At 74.1% G+C, this 15543-nt stretch carries 11 protein-coding genes; 7 read left to right on the top strand and 4 right to left on the bottom strand.

Going from position 1 to position 15543, the window contains the following annotated elements; all coding sequences use genetic code 11:
- Positions 1 to 23 precede the first annotated feature (23 nt).
- The 3 genes from HN013_RS10910 to hemE are packed head-to-tail and all read right to left on the bottom strand — an operon-like array spanning position 24 to position 3297.
- Positions 24 to 1322 carry a glutamyl-tRNA reductase gene (locus tag HN013_RS10910; protein WP_171165622.1) on the bottom strand — a complete coding sequence of 433 codons (1299 nt, stop codon included), beginning with the start codon at positions 1320 to 1322 and terminating at the stop codon, positions 24 to 26.
- Entirely contained in the window at positions 1319 to 2263 is a 945-nt protein-coding gene (gene hemF, locus HN013_RS10905; RefSeq protein WP_171165621.1) for an oxygen-dependent coproporphyrinogen oxidase, read from the bottom strand. Before hemF ends, HN013_RS10910 begins: the two co-directional genes overlap by 4 nt.
- Positions 2260 to 3297: a uroporphyrinogen decarboxylase gene (gene hemE / locus HN013_RS10900; RefSeq protein ID WP_171165620.1), complete on the bottom strand. Its 1038-nt coding sequence runs from the start codon at positions 3295 to 3297 to the stop codon at positions 2260 to 2262. Before hemE ends, hemF begins: the two co-directional genes overlap by 4 nt.
- A 122-nt stretch (positions 3298 to 3419) precedes the next feature.
- Between hemE and hemH the strand changes: the two genes are divergently transcribed.
- Genes hemH through HN013_RS10885 form a run of 3 tightly spaced genes read left to right on the top strand, consistent with a single transcriptional unit; the run spans position 3420 to position 6522 of the window.
- Entirely contained in the window at positions 3420 to 4529 is a 1110-nt protein-coding gene (hemH, locus tag HN013_RS10895; protein WP_171165619.1) for a ferrochelatase, read from the top strand.
- Positions 4526 to 5971, top strand: a complete 1446-nt coding sequence (gene hemG / locus HN013_RS10890; RefSeq protein WP_171165618.1) for a protoporphyrinogen oxidase — start codon at positions 4526 to 4528, stop codon at positions 5969 to 5971. The genes hemH and hemG overlap by 4 nt, the downstream gene beginning before the upstream one ends.
- Positions 5968 to 6522, top strand: a complete 555-nt coding sequence (locus HN013_RS10885; protein ID WP_171165617.1) for an L-2-amino-thiazoline-4-carboxylic acid hydrolase — start codon at positions 5968 to 5970, stop codon at positions 6520 to 6522. The genes hemG and HN013_RS10885 overlap by 4 nt, the downstream gene beginning before the upstream one ends.
- Here the strand turns inward: HN013_RS10885 and HN013_RS10880 are convergent.
- Positions 6495 to 7154: a TetR/AcrR family transcriptional regulator gene (locus tag HN013_RS10880; protein ID WP_171165616.1), complete on the bottom strand. Its 660-nt coding sequence runs from the start codon at positions 7152 to 7154 to the stop codon at positions 6495 to 6497. The two genes, HN013_RS10885 and HN013_RS10880, sit on opposite strands and share 28 nt — an antisense overlap.
- 97 nt (positions 7155 to 7251) lie before the next feature.
- On the opposite strand from HN013_RS10880, the gene HN013_RS10875 reads away from it, so the two are divergent.
- From HN013_RS10875 to lanL, 4 genes are all read left to right on the top strand, one after another.
- A complete protein-coding gene (locus HN013_RS10875) occupies positions 7252 to 9459 on the top strand; it encodes an MMPL family transporter (RefSeq protein ID WP_171165614.1) in 2208 nt (735 codons plus the stop codon).
- 8 nt (positions 9460 to 9467) lie between these two features.
- Positions 9468 to 10721, top strand: coding sequence for an MFS transporter (locus HN013_RS10870; protein WP_171165613.1), 1254 nt, complete (start codon positions 9468 to 9470; stop codon positions 10719 to 10721).
- A 184-nt stretch (positions 10722 to 10905) separates the two neighbouring features.
- The gene (locus HN013_RS10865) at positions 10906 to 12696 is read left to right on the top strand and encodes a sugar-binding protein (RefSeq protein ID WP_171165612.1); all 1791 of its coding nucleotides are present in this window, start codon (positions 10906 to 10908) and stop codon (positions 12694 to 12696) included.
- 90 nt (positions 12697 to 12786) lie between these two features.
- The gene (gene lanL / locus HN013_RS10860) at positions 12787 to 15519 is read left to right on the top strand and encodes a class IV lanthionine synthetase LanL (RefSeq protein ID WP_171165611.1); all 2733 of its coding nucleotides are present in this window, start codon (positions 12787 to 12789) and stop codon (positions 15517 to 15519) included.
- The last annotated feature ends 24 nt before the right edge of the window (positions 15520 to 15543 follow it).

Raw genomic sequence — 15543 nt, 5'->3', positions numbered from 1 at the left:
GTACGTGGTCGGGGTCCGGGGCGTCATGGGGTCTCCGTTCCGGTCGAGTGCTCCGGTGGCACGGGCTCCGCACCGCCGAACAGGTCGTGCAGGACGGCCACGTAGGCGTGTCCGTCCGGCTGCGCGGCCATCTCCCGGACCCGGACCGTGGGCCGGTGGACGATCTTCTCGGCGATGCGGCGGGCCGTCCGCTCCACCTCGCCGCGCACGTGGTCGCCCAGGGCCGGGGTCCGGCCGAGCAGCCGGCCGACCTCGGCCTCCGCGATGGACAGGACGTTGTTGCGCATGGCGACGATGAGCGGGGCCACCGTGGCCAGGTGCCGCCCGGCCAGGAACGCGGCCGTCTCCTCGGCGACGATGCGCTGCGCCTCCTCCACCGGGACCCCCGCCGAGGCCTCCTTGAGGCGGGCTTCGAGACCGGCCAGGTCGACCAGCCGGACGCCGGGCAACCGGGCCACGGCCGGGTCCACGTTGCGCGGCAGGGACAGGTCCACGAAGACGGTCGTGCGTTCCGTCCCGGCGGCGCGGGCGGCGGCGACCGGGCCGGTGGTGATCACGGGTTCCCCCGCGCCCGTCGCCGCGACGACGAGGTCGGCGCGGGCGAGCAGCCCGGGCAAGTCTTCCAGCCCGGCGGCCCGTGCCCCGTGCCGCTCGGCGAGCCGACGGGCCGCGTCCCGGCCGCGGTTGACGACGACGACGTCCCCGGCGCCGGCACGGCGCAGCGCGGACACCGCGAGGGAGCCGAGCGCCCCCGCGCCGACGACCACGGCCGACCGGCCGGGGAGCGGGCCGAGCAGGTCCGTCGCCGCGTCGAGCGCGACGCCGACCAGGTCGGCGGCGGCCCGGCCGACGCCGGTGGTGCTCTCCACCCGTTTCCCGGTGCGCAGGGCGTGCTGGAAGAGGCCGTGCAGGACCGGTCCCGTGGTGCCGCGGTCGGCCGCGAGGCCGTAGGCGGCGCGTACCTGTCCGCGGATCTGGAACTCGCCGAGCGCCATGGAGTCCAGGCCGCACACGACCCGGAAGAGGTGTCCGACGGCGTCGGGGCCCCGGTGGGTGTAGAGCAGGGTGCGGACGTCGTCGGCGGGGACGCCGGCGATGTCGCCCAGCGCGCGGACGACCTCGTCGACGGCGCGGTCGGGCTGGTCGGACTCCAGATAGGCCTCGACCCGGTTGCAGGTGGCCAGTACGACGGCCTCGGCCAGGGCGGGGGAGCGGGCCAGCCGCTCCAGCAGGGCCGCCGCCTCGGGAGCCGTCAAGGCGAAACGTTCCAGCACCGGGTGGGCGGCGGTGTGATGGCTCAGCCCGGTGACGACGGCGGTCATCGGGCGGCTCCGACCGTACGGGCGGCCAGCCAGTCCCGCGGCCGCAGGAACTCGGTGAGCCGCTCCTCCTCGCTGCCCGGTTCCGGCGTGACCTCGAAGCTCCAGGACGCCAGCGGCGGGAGCGACATCAGGATGGCCTCGGTGTTGCCCCGGCTCTGCAGCCCGAACTGGGTGCCGCGGTCGTGGATGAGGTTGAACTCCACGTACCGTCCGCGGCGCAGCAGTTGCCAGCGCCGCTCGCGCTCGCCGTACGGGGTGCGCATGCGCCGCCGGACGACCGGCAGGTAGCCGGGGACCAGGGCGTCCAGCCCCCGGGCGACGAGCCGGAAGGCGCGGTCCCAGCCGTCGGGGCCCTCGGGGTGCAGGCGGTCGAAGAAGATGCCGCCCACGCCGCGGGTCTCCTGCCGGTGGGGCAGGGAGAAGTACTCGTCGCAGTTCTGCTTCGCCCGGGGGTAGAACTCCGGGTCGTAGCTGTCGCAGCAGTCCTTGAGGGTCCGGTGCAGATGGCGGGCGTCCTCCTCGAACCCGTACGAGGGCGTCATGTCGGCGCCGCCGCCGAACCACCAGACGTCGTGCCCCTCGCCGACCTCGAAGTAGCGGAAGTTGGCGTGGAAGGACGGGACCCAGGGGTTGCGCGGGTGGAGCACGGTGGACAGGCCGGTGGCGAAGAACCCGGCGTCGGGGTCGATGTCCTGCCGGTCGGTGATCGCGGCGGGCACCCGGTCGCCGTACACGGCGGAGACGTTGACCCCGGCGCGTTCGAACACTGTGCCGCCCTCGAGTATGCGGGCCCAGCCGCCCCCGCCGCCGGGCCGTTCCCAGTCGTGGGAGGTGAAGCGGGACCGGCCGCCGCACTCGCCGTCGCACTCCTCGAAGGCCCGGATGAGGGCGGCCTGGGTGTCGAGCATCAGGGGCAGCACCTGGTCGCGGTGGGTCGTCATACGGGCACCTTCTTCTCGGCTTCGCTGTGCCGGTCGAATGCGTGCACGGCCTCGACGAGGCGCTGGACGTGGCCGACGGGCGTGTCCGGGCGTATGCCGTGGCCGAGGTTGAAGATGTGCGGTCCGCCCAGCCCCTCCCGCAGCACGGCGCGGGCCCGGTCGGCCACGGCCTCGGGGCGGCTGACGAGGACGGCCGGGTCGAGGTTGCCCTGGAGCGTCCGGCCGGGCAGCGCCCGGCGGGCCACGGACAGCGGGGTCCGCCAGTCGACGCCGACGACCTCGGCCGGAAGCTCGGCGATCCGGTCGAACAAGTGGTGGGCGCCCACCGCGAAGTAGACGCGCGGCACCGCGAGGTCGGCGAGGGCGGCCAGCACGCGTCGGGCGTGGGGCAGGCCGAACTCGGCGTAGACGGCGGGGTCGTGGGCGCCGGCCCAGGTGTCGAAGAGCTGAACGGCCTGTACACCGGCGGCGATCTGCATCCGCAGGTAGTCGATGGTGACCTCGGTGAGCCGGTCGAGCAGCAGGCGGGCGGCCTCGGGTTCGGCGTGCAGCCATACGCGGAAGCCGGCGTGGCCGTCGGCCGCGGCACCCGAGTCGACCAGGTAGGTGGCCAGGGTCAGCGGTGCCCCCGCGAAGCCGATGAGCGGCACCGCGCACTGCTCGCGCACGGCGCGTACGGCGGCGGCGACGAACGGCGCCGTGCCCTCGGGCCCCGGCACCCGCAGGCTCCGGACGTCGGCGAGGGTCCGCACCGGCCGGGTGATGACCGGACCCGGGGCGAACTCGATCTCCACGCCCATGTCGGCGAGCGGCGTCATGATGTCGCTGAAGAGGATGGCCGCGTCCAGCGGAAACCGCTGTACGGGCAGCAGGGTGATCTGCGCCGCGACCTCGGGATTACGGCACATTTCCCAGAAGCCGTACCGCTCTTTGACCGCGTTGTATTCGGACAGGTATCGGCCGGCCTGACGCATGATCCAAATGGGCGCCCGCTGGGTGTCCTTACCCGAAGCGGCGTCGAGGAAAATACTCATCCCGGATGCTCAGCCCCCGTTATTCAGGTTCCCCGAATTAGACCGTAGACAGTCTGTAAGGGGCCTTGTTTATGTGTCAAGGGCGCGTCTAGGATCGCTCGGGATTGGGGGTGGACCTGTATATGGAACATGAGAATCCGAGTCCCACCGGGGTCGTCCTGATGAACCTGGGTGGTCCCCGCACGCTGCCCGAAGTCGGTCCGTTTCTGCGCGCCCTGTTCAACGACAGGGAGATCATTCAGCTGCCCGCGCAGTCCGCTCTCGGACCGCTGATCGCCCGGCTGCGCACTCCGCGGCTGCAGAAGACCTACGCCGCGATCGGCGGCGGCTCCCCGCTGTACGACTGGACGGTCCGGCAGGGCGAGGGGCTGGTCAAACGGCTCGACGTACTCAGCCCCGAGACCGCTCCGCACCGTCCCTACCTGGCCTTTCGCTATACCGAGCCCTCCAGTGGGCAGGCGCTGCGGCAGATGGCGGCGGACGGGGTGCGGCGGGCCGTGGCGTTCCCGCAGTACCCGCAGTACTCCTGCTCGACCACCGGCTCCAGCCTGCACGACCTGTGGGCCACCGCCCGGCGCCTGCGGCTCGACGGCGCCTTCCGGTGGAGCGTCGTCGACCGCTGGTCGACGCATCCGGCATATGTGCAGGCCATGGCGGCCAAGGTGCGCGAGGGGCTCGCGGATTTCCCGGAATCCGAGCGCGACAACGTGGTGGTGCTGTTCAGTGCGCACTCGCTTCCGCAACGGGTGATCAATAAAGGGGATCCCTATCTTCAGGAAGTGGCGGGAACGGTCCGTGACGTCATGCGGGAGCTGGGGGACAACCACGAGTACGCCCTGTGTTTTCAGGCGGACGTGGGGCCCGTGGCATGGCAGGGGCCGAACACGGAATCCGTGATTCGGGCACTCGGAAAACAAGGTCGGCGGAATATCCTGATAGTGGGAATCATTTTCACCACTGACCATCTGGATACGCTGTCGGAGATTGACATCGAGTTTGCCGAGGCCGCCGAGGAGGCCGGTGTCACCACGTTCCGGCGGGCGCCCGCGCCCAATGACGACCCGCTCTTCCTGGACGCCATGGCCCAGGTGGTCGCCGATCACCTGAGCGCCGGGACGGCGTGCGGACCGCATTTCGCGCTCCGCTGCGCCGGGTGCGTCGACCCGGCGTGCCGGGAGATTCTCAACCCGGCCCACGCCTATCCGCAGCGCCCGCCGGACGCCCCGCGATGAGCGGCGGACGCCCGCACGTCGCCGTCGTCGGCGGCGGCATCTCCGGGCTGACGGTCGCCTTCGAACTGCTCGCCGGGCGGCCGGACATGGATGTGACGGTGTTCGAGGCGGAGCCGGCCGCCGGTGGCAAGATCGCCTGCCACCGTGCGGACGGTTACACCGTCGACCTGGGCCCCAACGGGTTCCTGGACAACGGCACCGACACCCGCACCCTGGCCGACGCCCTGGGCCTCGGCCCCCGGCTGCGGCCGGCCGCGGAGGCCGCCCGGGAGCGGTTCGTGCTGCGCGGCGGGCGGCTGCTGCCCCTGCCGCTCGGCGCCGCCGCGTTCGTCACCACCCCGCTGCTCGGACCGGCCGCCAAGGCCCGCGTCCTGGCCGAGCCGCTGATCGGCCCGGCGACCGGTGAGGAGACGGTGTACGGCTTCCTCGCCCGGCGGTTCGGACACCGGGCCGCCGGGGTCATGGCGGCGCCGCTGGTGCACGGCGTCACCGCCGGCGACCCGCGGGCGACCAGCCTGGACGCGGCCTTCCCGCGGTTCAGGACGCTCGAACGCGACCGGCGCAGCCTGCTGCTCGCGGCCCTGCGGGGCCGCCTGCGCCGGGCCGCCGGGCGCGCCGGGCCACCGCCCCGGCTGACCGGTTTCGCCGACGGCGGGATGCGGGTGCTGGTGGACGCCCTGGTGGACCGGCTGGGAGAGCGGTTACGGACGGGCCGGGGCGTGACCGGGCTGCGGCGCGACCCCGGACCGGACGGCGGATGGCTCGTGTCCACGGCGACGGACGGGCCGGTCCGGGCCGACCACGTCGTGGTCGCGATACCCGCCCCGGCCGCCGCGCGGCTGCTGGCGCCGCTCCTGCCGAGCGCCGCCGGGACGCTGGCCGCGGTGCGGTACGCGCCGGTGCGGGTGGTGTCCGTCGGCTACCGGCGCCGCGACCTGGCGGCCGTGCCCCGCGGCTTCGGGTATCTGACCCTGCCGTCGGAGCCCACGCGGATCGCCGGTGTGGTGCACAGCTCGGCGGTCTTCCCCGACAGCGCGCCACCGGACGGCGTCCTGCTGCGGGCCTTCGCGGGCGGCGCCGAGGACCCCGGGTTCACCGAGCTGAGCAGCGACGAGGCCGTCGCCGCGGTGCACCGCGACGCCACCGTCCTGTTCGGCCCGGCGAACGGACCGGCGTTCCGGCACGACCACGTCTGGAAGGAGGCCATCCCGCAGTACACGACCGGCCACGGCGAGCGGGTGCGCGGCGTGCTGGCCGCGGCCGCCGCCCTGCCCGGACTGCACCTGTCCGGCAGCGCCTACCACGGCGTCGCGGTCAACGACTGCGTCCGCGACGCCCGTCGCGCCGCGGCCGAGGTGCGCGCCGCCCTCCGTACGGCAGCCGGCCCGCCCGTATCCGCAGTACGCCGAGAGAGCCGAGAGAAAGGCAGGGACGCATCATGACCGACACGACCCAGGCCCCCGCGGTGCCGGGGGCCCCGGCCGCGGGGAACGGCGCCGACAAGCGGGAGCAGACCCGGCGGATGCTCCGCGACCGGCTGCGGCGCTACCTGGAACTGGAGGCCGAGCGCGGTCCGGAGGAGGCGACGGAGGTCCTGCTGGAGGGCTACCCGGAGCGCCAGGCGGCCCGGATGGGGCCGCTGATCACGGGGTGTTCGCTCGCCGAGGGGTTCGGCAAGGCCCTGCCCCGCTTCGCGGCCATGGGCTTCCTGGAGGAGGCGATCGACGTCTCGACGGCCGACGAGGACGTGGTCATGGAGGTGTGCCGCACCTGTATGTGCCTGACGGCCGCCGAGGAACTGGGCCTGAGCGAGCCGCGCCCGATCCTGTGCGAGCTCGACTTCGAGGCGACCCGGCGGGCCTTCCCGCACCTGTCCGCCGAGAGCCTGCGCCGGCAGACCGACGGACACCACGCGTGCGTCTTCCGCTACGCCCGCCCCCGGACGGACGGGAACGCCGGCCCCGCTCAGGCGGACGGCTCCGGAGGCGCCTGACACAGCCCCGACTCGACCAGCAGCAGCAGGTCGGCGGCGAGGGTCTCCACCGGCACGTCGCCCCTGAGCACCTGGCCCCGCGCGGCGGACAACAGGTGCATGAGGAGTTCGGCGTGCCGGCCGGGGCTGATCCGCTCGTCGAAGACGCCCTCGCTCCGGCCGCTCTCCAGTACCTCCGACAGCAGGGCGCGCAGCCGGTCGGTGTGCGCGGCCATCCGCTCCCGGATGGCGGGGCTGATGCCGAGCGCCTGCAACTGCAGGGCCCCGGACCGCCGTTCGGGCCGGGCGAAATACTCCAGGTGTGCCACCAGGAACATGTCCAGCCGGGCCCGGGGGCCGGTCACTCCGTCCAGGCGCTCGCGCAACTGGCCGTAGAACCGGTCGACCTCGTCGCTCACCACCGACAGGAGGACGTGCTCGACGTCCTTGAAGTAGTTGTAGGCCGTGGCCCTGGACACACCGGCCCGTTCCGCGATCTTCGACATGGTCGTACCGGCCAGCCCCTTCTCGGCCGCGATCTCCACCGCGGCCTCTCCGATGGCGGCGCGCAGCCGTTCCTTGTGCAGGGCCACCATCCGGTTCCATTCGGAACCGGATCGGTCGGAAGCCGCTCCGCGTCGGTCGGTGTCCATCACAACTCCTTGGACAAGGTGTCTAAGCCTTGGCGCGTGGTCTAGTATCTGGCGGGACTGTTGAGGTTCCAGAGTAGATCCCGAATGCGGTGATGCAGTGCGTAGCGAAGCGAAGCCCGGGGAAACGCCGAACCGGAACACCGCACGCCCCGCGCCACCCTCCGGGACCCGGCCGCGCCTGCTGCTCTGGCTCGTGGTGGCCGGCTGGCTCGTGCTCGCGGGGCTGCTGAGCCCGTTCCAGAGCAAGTTGCCGAACGTCACGAGCAACAACGCCGCCGCCTTCCTGCCCGACTCGGCGCCCTCCGCCGAGGTGTCCCGCCTCCTCGCGGACCGCTTCCCCGACGGCGACACCCGGCCGGCCCTGGTGGTCCACCGGCGCCCCGGCGGGCTGACCGCCGACGACCGCCGGGCGGTGCTCGACGACGCCGCGCGGCTGCGCGCCGTCCCCGGCACCCGGACACCCACCGCCCCCTTCACCCCCGACGGCCGCCCGGTGCGCGGGCTGGTCTCGGCGGACAACTCGGTGGCCGTGACGGTCGTCCCGGTCACCGCGACCGGCGGGAAGAAGGTCCGCGACACCGTCGACGCGCTGCGCGACGCCGTCCACCCGCCCTCGGGCGTGACGACGAACATCACCGGCCCGGCCGGGATCAGCGCGGACGCCGTCGCCATCTTCAGCGACGTGGACTTCCGGCTGCTGGCGGCGACCGCCGTCCTCGTCCTGGTGCTGCTCCTGATCGTCTACCGCTCCCCGCTGCTGGCGGTCGTCCCGCTCGTCGTGGTGGGCTTCGCCTACGTCCTGGCCGCGGGGATCGTCTACGCGCTGGCCGCGCACGCCGGGCTGCTGATCAACAGTCAGGCCACGTCGCTGATGCTGATCCTGATGTTCGGCGCGGGCACCGACTACTGCCTGCTGATGACCGCCCGCTACCAGGAGGAACTCGCGGCGGACCCGGACCCCTGGCCCGCCCTGCGCCGCGCCGTGCGCCGGGTGTGGCCCACCGTCTTCTTCAGCGGGCTCACGGTCATGGCCTCGCTGTCCGCGCTCTTCGCCACCCGGCTCGGCTCCACCCGGGTGCTGGGCCCCGCCGGCATCATCGGCACCGCCTCCGTCCTCCTCTCCACCTTCACCCTGATGCCCGCGCTGCTGGCGCTCGTCGGACACCGGCCCCTGCTGCGCCGCGCCCGGGCCGCGGAGGCCCGGCAGACGGCCGGGCCGGTGCGCCGCGCCTGGGAGCGCACGGTCGGCGCGGTGTTCCGGCGCCCGTGGTGGGCGGTGGCCGCGACGCTGCTGTTCTTCGCCGCGGGCGCGACCGGGGTGAGCCGGTCCGTGGACGACATGAGCCTGCTGCACGCCTTCCGCGAGCCCACGTCGTCCGCCTCGGGATACCGGGACCTGGCCGACGCCTTCCCCGCCGGCACCGCGGCCCCCCTGACGGTCGTCGTGGAACGCGCCGACGGCCCCCTGCGCACCACCGACCTCACCACCACCGCGGACCGGGCCCGCACGGTGCCGGACATCGCCTCGGCCACGCCACAGCCCGTCCGGTCCGCCGACGGACGGGCCGGCCGGCTCCAGGTGATCCTCGACACCGATCCGTACGACGCGAAGGGGCTGGACCGCGTCGCCGACGTCCGGCACGCCCTGTCCTCCGGACTGCCGTCCGGCGTACGGGCGGTGGTGGGCGGTGACCCGGCGGTCCAGCTGGACACCAAGCACGCGGCCGACCACGACCTGCGCGTCCTGGTACCGCTGGTCCTGGTGATCATCCTGGTGATCCTGGTGGTGCTGCTGCGGGCGTTGGTGGCGCCGCTGTATCTGATCGCGACGGTGGTCGTGTCGTTCTTCGGTGCCTTCGGGATCTCCCTGTTCGTCTTCCGCGATCTGCTGGACCAGCACGGGGTCAACCCCGTGGAGCCCACGTTCGCGTTCCTCTTCCTGGTGGCCCTGGGCGTCGACTACAACATCTTCCTCATGGCGCGGGTCCGTGAGGACGCCCGCACCCGCGACACCCGGACCGCCGTGCGCACCGCCCTGCTCAGCACCGGTTCGGTCATCACCAGCGCGGGCCTGGTGCTGGCGGGCACCTTCTCGATCCTGATGATCCTCCCGCTGGTGATGCTCTTCCAGCTCGGCTTCACCGTGGCGCTGGGCGTGCTCCTCGACACCGTCCTGGTGCGGGTGGTCCTGGTGCCGGCGCTCACGTATCTGCTCGGCGAGAAGGCATGGTGGCCCGCACGGCGGACGGGGTCGGCCGCCGTCGCGGCGGCGCGTCCCGACCCGGCTGCCCCACGAGGGAGTTGACCCCGGTCATGACCGAACCCGCAGGCACCGCACCCCCCGCGGACACCGCGGAACGGCGCCCCGCCGTTCCGCGCGCCGCCTGGACCCGGCTCATCGTGTGCACGGCGATCGCCGCCCTGCTGCAGGCCGACGGAACGATCGTCACCGTGGCGCTGCCGTCGGTCGGTTCGGCGTTCGACGTCTCCGCGCACACCGCGTCCTGGCTGCTGACCACCTACTTCGCGGTGTACGCGGTCGGGCTCGTGCCCGGCGGCCGGCTGGTGGACCGGTTCGGCCCCGGCGCGGTCGCGCTGGCCGGGCTGACGCTGTTCTGCGCGGGCACCCTGCTGGGCGCGGTGGCGGGCTCGTTCGGGCTGCTGATCGGCTCCCGGGTGCTCCAGGGGGCGGGGGCGGGACTCGCAAGCCCGGCGGCGCTGGCCGGGGCGGTGTCGGGCTTCCCCGCCGAGCGGCGGGGCACCGCGCTGGGTATCTGGGGCGCGGCCTCGGGCCTCTCCAACCTGGTCGGCCCGCTGCTGGGCGGGGTGCTCACCGAGGTGTGGGGCTGGCGCGCCAACTGGTGGGCCCTGCTGCCGCTGGGCCTGGTGACGGCCGCGTGCGTGCTGCGCTGGGTCCGGCCCGGGGCGACGACCGGCCCACGGCCCCCGGTACGGGAGCCCGGCGGACGTCCGCCGATGGCGGCGGTCCACGAGGCGTCCGCCGTCGCCGCCCTCACCTTCGCGGTGATGATCGGCACGTTCTTCCTCGTCGAGCAGTACCTCCAGCACGCCGCGGGCTACGGCGTGCTGCGGGCGGCGCTCGCCCCGATGGTGCTGGCGCTGTGCATCGGCGCGGCCGGGCCGGTGGCGGGACGGCTCACCGACCGGTTCGGCGAACGGGTGCCCGCGGCCGCCGGGTTCCTCGCCTGCGCGGTGGCCTTCGCCGCGTACGCCCTGCCCGGGACGGCACTGCACGGGCCGTGGCTGCTGCCGGGCGGACTGCTGCTCGGCACGGGCCTCGGGCTGCTGTTCCCCGCCACCTCCCGGGCGGCGCTCAACTCCGTACCGCAGGGGCTGCACGGCCGCGCGTCGGCCCAACTGTCCTTCGGCAGGCTGGCGGGCGCGGCCTGCGGGGCGGCGCTGGCCGGGCTGGCGTTCCGCGGCGGGGTGACGTCGGGACACCTCCGCGTCGCGCTCACCGGCGGGGCCGCGCTGGCGGCCCTCGGGGCCCTGCTGGTCCTGCTGTGGTTCCGCCGCACGCCGGCGACGGGTGCGGCGGAGGGCTGAGGGGCCCCGGCCGTCGGTCTCAACCACCCTTATTCGCAACCTTGTTCGGCCTGACTGGTGATCAGTACCGGGATCCGTGGGTACAGAGGGAGGCAACCGCAGGAAAGGACGAGCTGCCGTGCATCCACCCAAGCCGAACCCGCGCAAGCCAAGTCCACGCAGGCCGAGACGCCTTGTGCCCACCATGCTCACCGCGCTCACGCTCCTCGCGCTCGTGCCCGCGGTGGCGGCCTGCGACAAGGACGAGCCGTCCGGGCGCGGCGAGGCCACCGGCCGTGCCGACGAGGCCCACACCGATGTGCTGTTCATCGGCGCCCATCCGGACGACGAGTTCCAGTCGCTGGCCACGTTCGGGCGGTGGAAGGAGAAGGACGGACTCACCACCGGGGTCGTCACCATCACCCGGGGCGAGGGCGGCGGCAACGCCGCCGGGCCCGAGGAGGGCGCCGCCCTCGGCATGATCCGTGAGCGGGAGGAGCGCGAGGCCGTCGGCGTCCTCGGTATCCGCAACGTCTTCTACCTCGACAAGCCGGACTTCTGGTACACGTTGTCGGCGCCCCTGACGGCCAGGAGCTGGAACCGGGCGCCGCAGCGGCCGACGGACACCCTGGAACGGCTGGTCCGGCTGATCCGGGCGACCACCCCGAAGACGGTGGTCACCATGGACCCGCGCCCCTTCCACCAGCACGGCGCCCACCAGCAGGCCGGACGCCTCGCCACCGAGGCGTTCACCCTGGCCGGCGACCCCGACGCGTTCCCCGGACAGCTCACCGGCGAGAAGTACCGGCCCTGGAAGCCCTCCCGGCTCCTCACCCAGAACTGGGGCTTCGAAGGACCCCTGGGACAGCGGTGCGACGGGAAGCGGGCCGACGACGAGCACACCGGGCTGCCCGTCCTCGGCGTCTGGCCGGGCGGCCGTTCCTCCGGCGGGAAGACATGGGCCCAGCTCGAACGCGACGCGGCCCGCAAATACGTCACCCAGGGCTTCGGCTCCCTGCCGGAGAAGTCCGACACCCCGGCGGACAAGCTGCCCTGCGAATGGTTCACGGTCCTGGCCGAGGACGGAAAGCCCCTGCCCGGCACGGAACGCGCCCAGTCCGGCCTGCGCCCGCAGTACGCCGAATTCCGGGACTGGGCACGCCGGGTGAGGATGCCGTGGCTGGCCAACGACGCCCAGCCCGCATACCCCGACCGGCCCTCCACCACCGTCCCCGAGGTGGCGAAGGCACCCGTCGTGAACGGCAGAGCGGACCCCGGCGAATACCCCGGGCCGGCGCTGGAACTCACGCACTGGGAGGGCACGCGCTGCGCCTCCGGGAAGGACTGCGCGGCCGACGCCCGCCTCGCCCGGAAGGGCGACGACCTGTTCGTCCTCGTACACGTCACCGACGACAAGAAGGGCGCCGCGCTCGACGGCAGGACCGACTGCAAACGCCACTGGCGCACGGACTCCGTCGAGGTCGACCTCGATCCGCGGGGCCGCTCCGACGACACCTCCACCACCTTCAAGGCCGCCGTCCTCCCCTTCACCGCGAAGGACGGGGGAGCCTGCGCGGAGCGCGACGGCGACAACCGGCAGGGACCGGCGGCCTCGACCGCGCCGGGCATGACGGTCGCGTCCACGGTGACCGAGCCGTACGAGGGCTACACTGTCGAGATGAGGATCCCGCTCGCCGGGCTCCCCGCACCCGTCGACCCCGGCCGCCTCACCGCCAACGTCCTCCTCTACGACTCCGACACCCAGGACAGGACCGGCCAGAGCCGGCTCGCATGGTCCACCTTCGGCAGCGCCCAGGCCGATCCGTACGTCTGGGGCACCCTGGAACTCCCCGGCCACGTCCCGCCGTCCGGCCGCCCGACGCGTCCGGCCGACCTTCCGTTGGAGGCGGCGAAGAGCGAGGACTCCGCGGCCTCCCGTGCACAGTCCCGCCGCACGGGCGTTCCGCTCGCCGGCGGCCCCCGACGGCCGGAGTGAGCCCTTCCGGCCGGTCCCGCCTCCCCACTGACGAGGGCCGTTCCGGTACGCGGTCTCGACCGCGGCGGACGGCCGTGCCACGCTCACCGTGTGACGGTGAGCCTCCAGGCGAGCTATCAGTCGGTCGTCCTGCGGATCGTCGGGGACGGGCCGTCCGCGTGGACCCTGCGGGACGGTGAGACCTGGTGCATGGTGAGGCCGGCGGATCACCGTCCCCGGCGCCAGGGGTGGAAGCTGCATGTGTCGGCGACCGTCGGCTCCGCACACCAGGTCCTGGCGGGAGCGGCGAGGGTCCTGGTGGCGCACGGGTGCGCGTTCAAGTTCGCGGTGTCGCCGCGGGTCACCGCCGACCTCACCTCGGTCCGGGCCCCGCGGGAACACTCCGGCAAGTTCCTCACCGCGTACCCGTCCGACGACGGCCAACTGCGCGCGCTCGCCGAAGAGCTGCACCGGGCCACGCTCGGCCTGGCCGGTCCCGCGATCCTGTCGGACCGGCGGTACCGGCCGGACAGCCTGGTCCACTACCGCTTCGGCTGCTTCGCGCCGCCGCGCGAACTCGACGACGAGGGCTTCTACCGGGGCAGGCTCCTGGCACCGGACGGCAGCCTGGTCCCCGACGAACGCAACCCGTGGTTCTCGCCGCCCGCCTGGGCCCGGCCGCCCTTCGACCCGCCCGCGCGGCCCGCCGGCGGCCGGGACCGGGGCGACCCCGTCCTCCTCGCCGGCCGGTACCTCGTCCGGGAGGCGATCCGCCACTCCAACCGCGGTGGCGTCTACCGCGCGCGGGACCGGCACACCGGCGAGGACGTCCTGCTGAAGGAGGCTCGCGCCCATGTCGGCGCCCGGCCCGGCGGGACGGACGCCCGCGACTGGCTGCGCTACGAAGCCGGCATACTGGCCCGCCTGGCGCCGCACGGCGTCACCCCCGCCCCGCGCGGAGTCTTCGAGGCCGGCGGCCATGTGTTCCTGGCCGAGGAGCTGATCCCCGGAGAGAACCTGCACCGGTGGTCGACGGAGGAGGCATCGCTCGGCGGAGGGCGGCTGCCGGTCCCCGCGGCGTGGCGGCTGGCGCGCGAACTCACCCGCCTGGTCGGTGCCGTACACGCGGCCGGATTCGTCCTGCGCGACCTCAAGCCCACCAACGTCGTCATGCGCCCGGACGGCACCCCCGTCCTCGTCGACCTGGAATGCGCGGTACGGGCGGGAGGCACGGCCCATGTGGCGGGCACCCAGGGCTTCACCGCCCCCGAGTACTTTGCCCGCACGGGAACCGTGCCCGTCCCCGGCCCCGAGGCGGACTGCTTCGGCCTGGGCGCCACCCTGCTCCACGCCACCACCGGGATCAACCCGCTGCTCGCACCGGACACCGCGCCCGCACGGCCCGACGGCGGCCGCCTCGCCGTGATGGCGGAAGCCGCCGCCGGGGACTGCCCCGCCCTGCGCGCCCTCGCCCCGCTCGTCCTCGGCCTCACGGCCGACGTCCCCGACCGCTGGCCGCTGGAGAAGGCCGTCGCGTTTCTCCGGGCCGAGCCGCCCGCACCACCGGAGTCGTCCTGCCCGGCCCTCGAAGGGGCCGCGCTCGACGGGCTGTTGGACGACGGGTTCGCCCACATCACCGCGACCGCCGACCCCGACGCGGAACACCTCTGGCCCCGCCCCCGGTCCCTGCCGGAAGGCGACCCCTGCAACCTCCAGCAGGGCGCGGCGGGCGTCCTGGCCGTCCTCGACCGGGCCGTCCGCACGGGCGAGGCTCCCTCGCTCGCGCCGCTGCTGCGCACGGCGGCCCACTGGATCGACGCACGCCTGGCCCGGCCCGGCCGCGTCCTGCCCGGCCTCTACTTCGGCCGCTCGGGCACGGTCTGGGCACTCCATGACGCGGCGCTGACCCTGGACGACCCCGAACTCGCCGAGCGCGCCCGTTCCCACGCCCTCCGTATCCCCCTGGAGTGGGCCAACCCCGACGTCTGCCACGGCCTCGCCGGTGCCGGTCTCGCCCAGCTGCACCTGTGGCACGCCACGGGCGACCCGCGGTTCGCCGAACGGGCGTCGCGGTGCGCGGACGGCGTGCTCCGCCGTACCGCGGAGGCCGACGGCGGAGTGGACTGGCCGCTCGACGGGTCGCACCGGCGTGAACTCGCCGGCTCCGCCTCCTACGGCTTCGCGCACGGAGTCGCCGGCCACGTCGCCTTCCTGCTCTCCGCCGGCCGCGACCTCGACCGCCCGGAGCTCGTCGACATCGCGACCGGCGGCGGACACGCCCTGTGCGCGGTGGCCGAGCGCCGGGACGACATCGCGGTCTGGCCCAAGGGCCCGGGCCGTACGGAGCGACAGGGCCTCGACTTCTGGTGCAACGGGGCCTCCGGCATCGGCACCGCACTCGTCAGGCTGTGGCGGGCGACCGGCGAGCCGCTCTTCCGCGAGTACGCCGGGAGGGCGGCCCGCGCGGCCCACCGGGACCGCTGGCGCGTCGGCACCGGCGCGTGCCACGGCGTGGCGGGAAACGCCCAACTCCTCCTCGACGTCGCCGACATGACCGGCGACACGGCCTGCCGCACCCGGGCCGCCGAGGCCGCCTACTGCCTGTACGCGCGGGCCGCCCGCCGGGACGGGCGGCTGGTCGTCCCGGACGACACCCTGCGGGAGTTCTGCGTGAGCTACCAGGTCGGCCTGGCCGGCGCCCTGGACCTGCTGCTGCGCCTCAAACACGGGGGTGACCGCCCCTGGATGGTGGACCGGACGGAGTCGCGGAACGCGAGCCCCGGAGGAGGGGACGGCCGTGGAGGAGATGGTCCGGCCGCTGCGGGAACCGCCGGAGACGGATGACCACCGGCCGGAGCCCGCCATGCA

Origin of the sequence: Streptomyces sp. I05A-00742 (assembly GCF_013055795.1) — a bacterium.
GTDB lineage: Bacteria > Actinomycetota > Actinomycetes > Streptomycetales > Streptomycetaceae > Streptomyces.
This window is presented reverse-complemented; position numbering and strand designations above follow the sequence as displayed.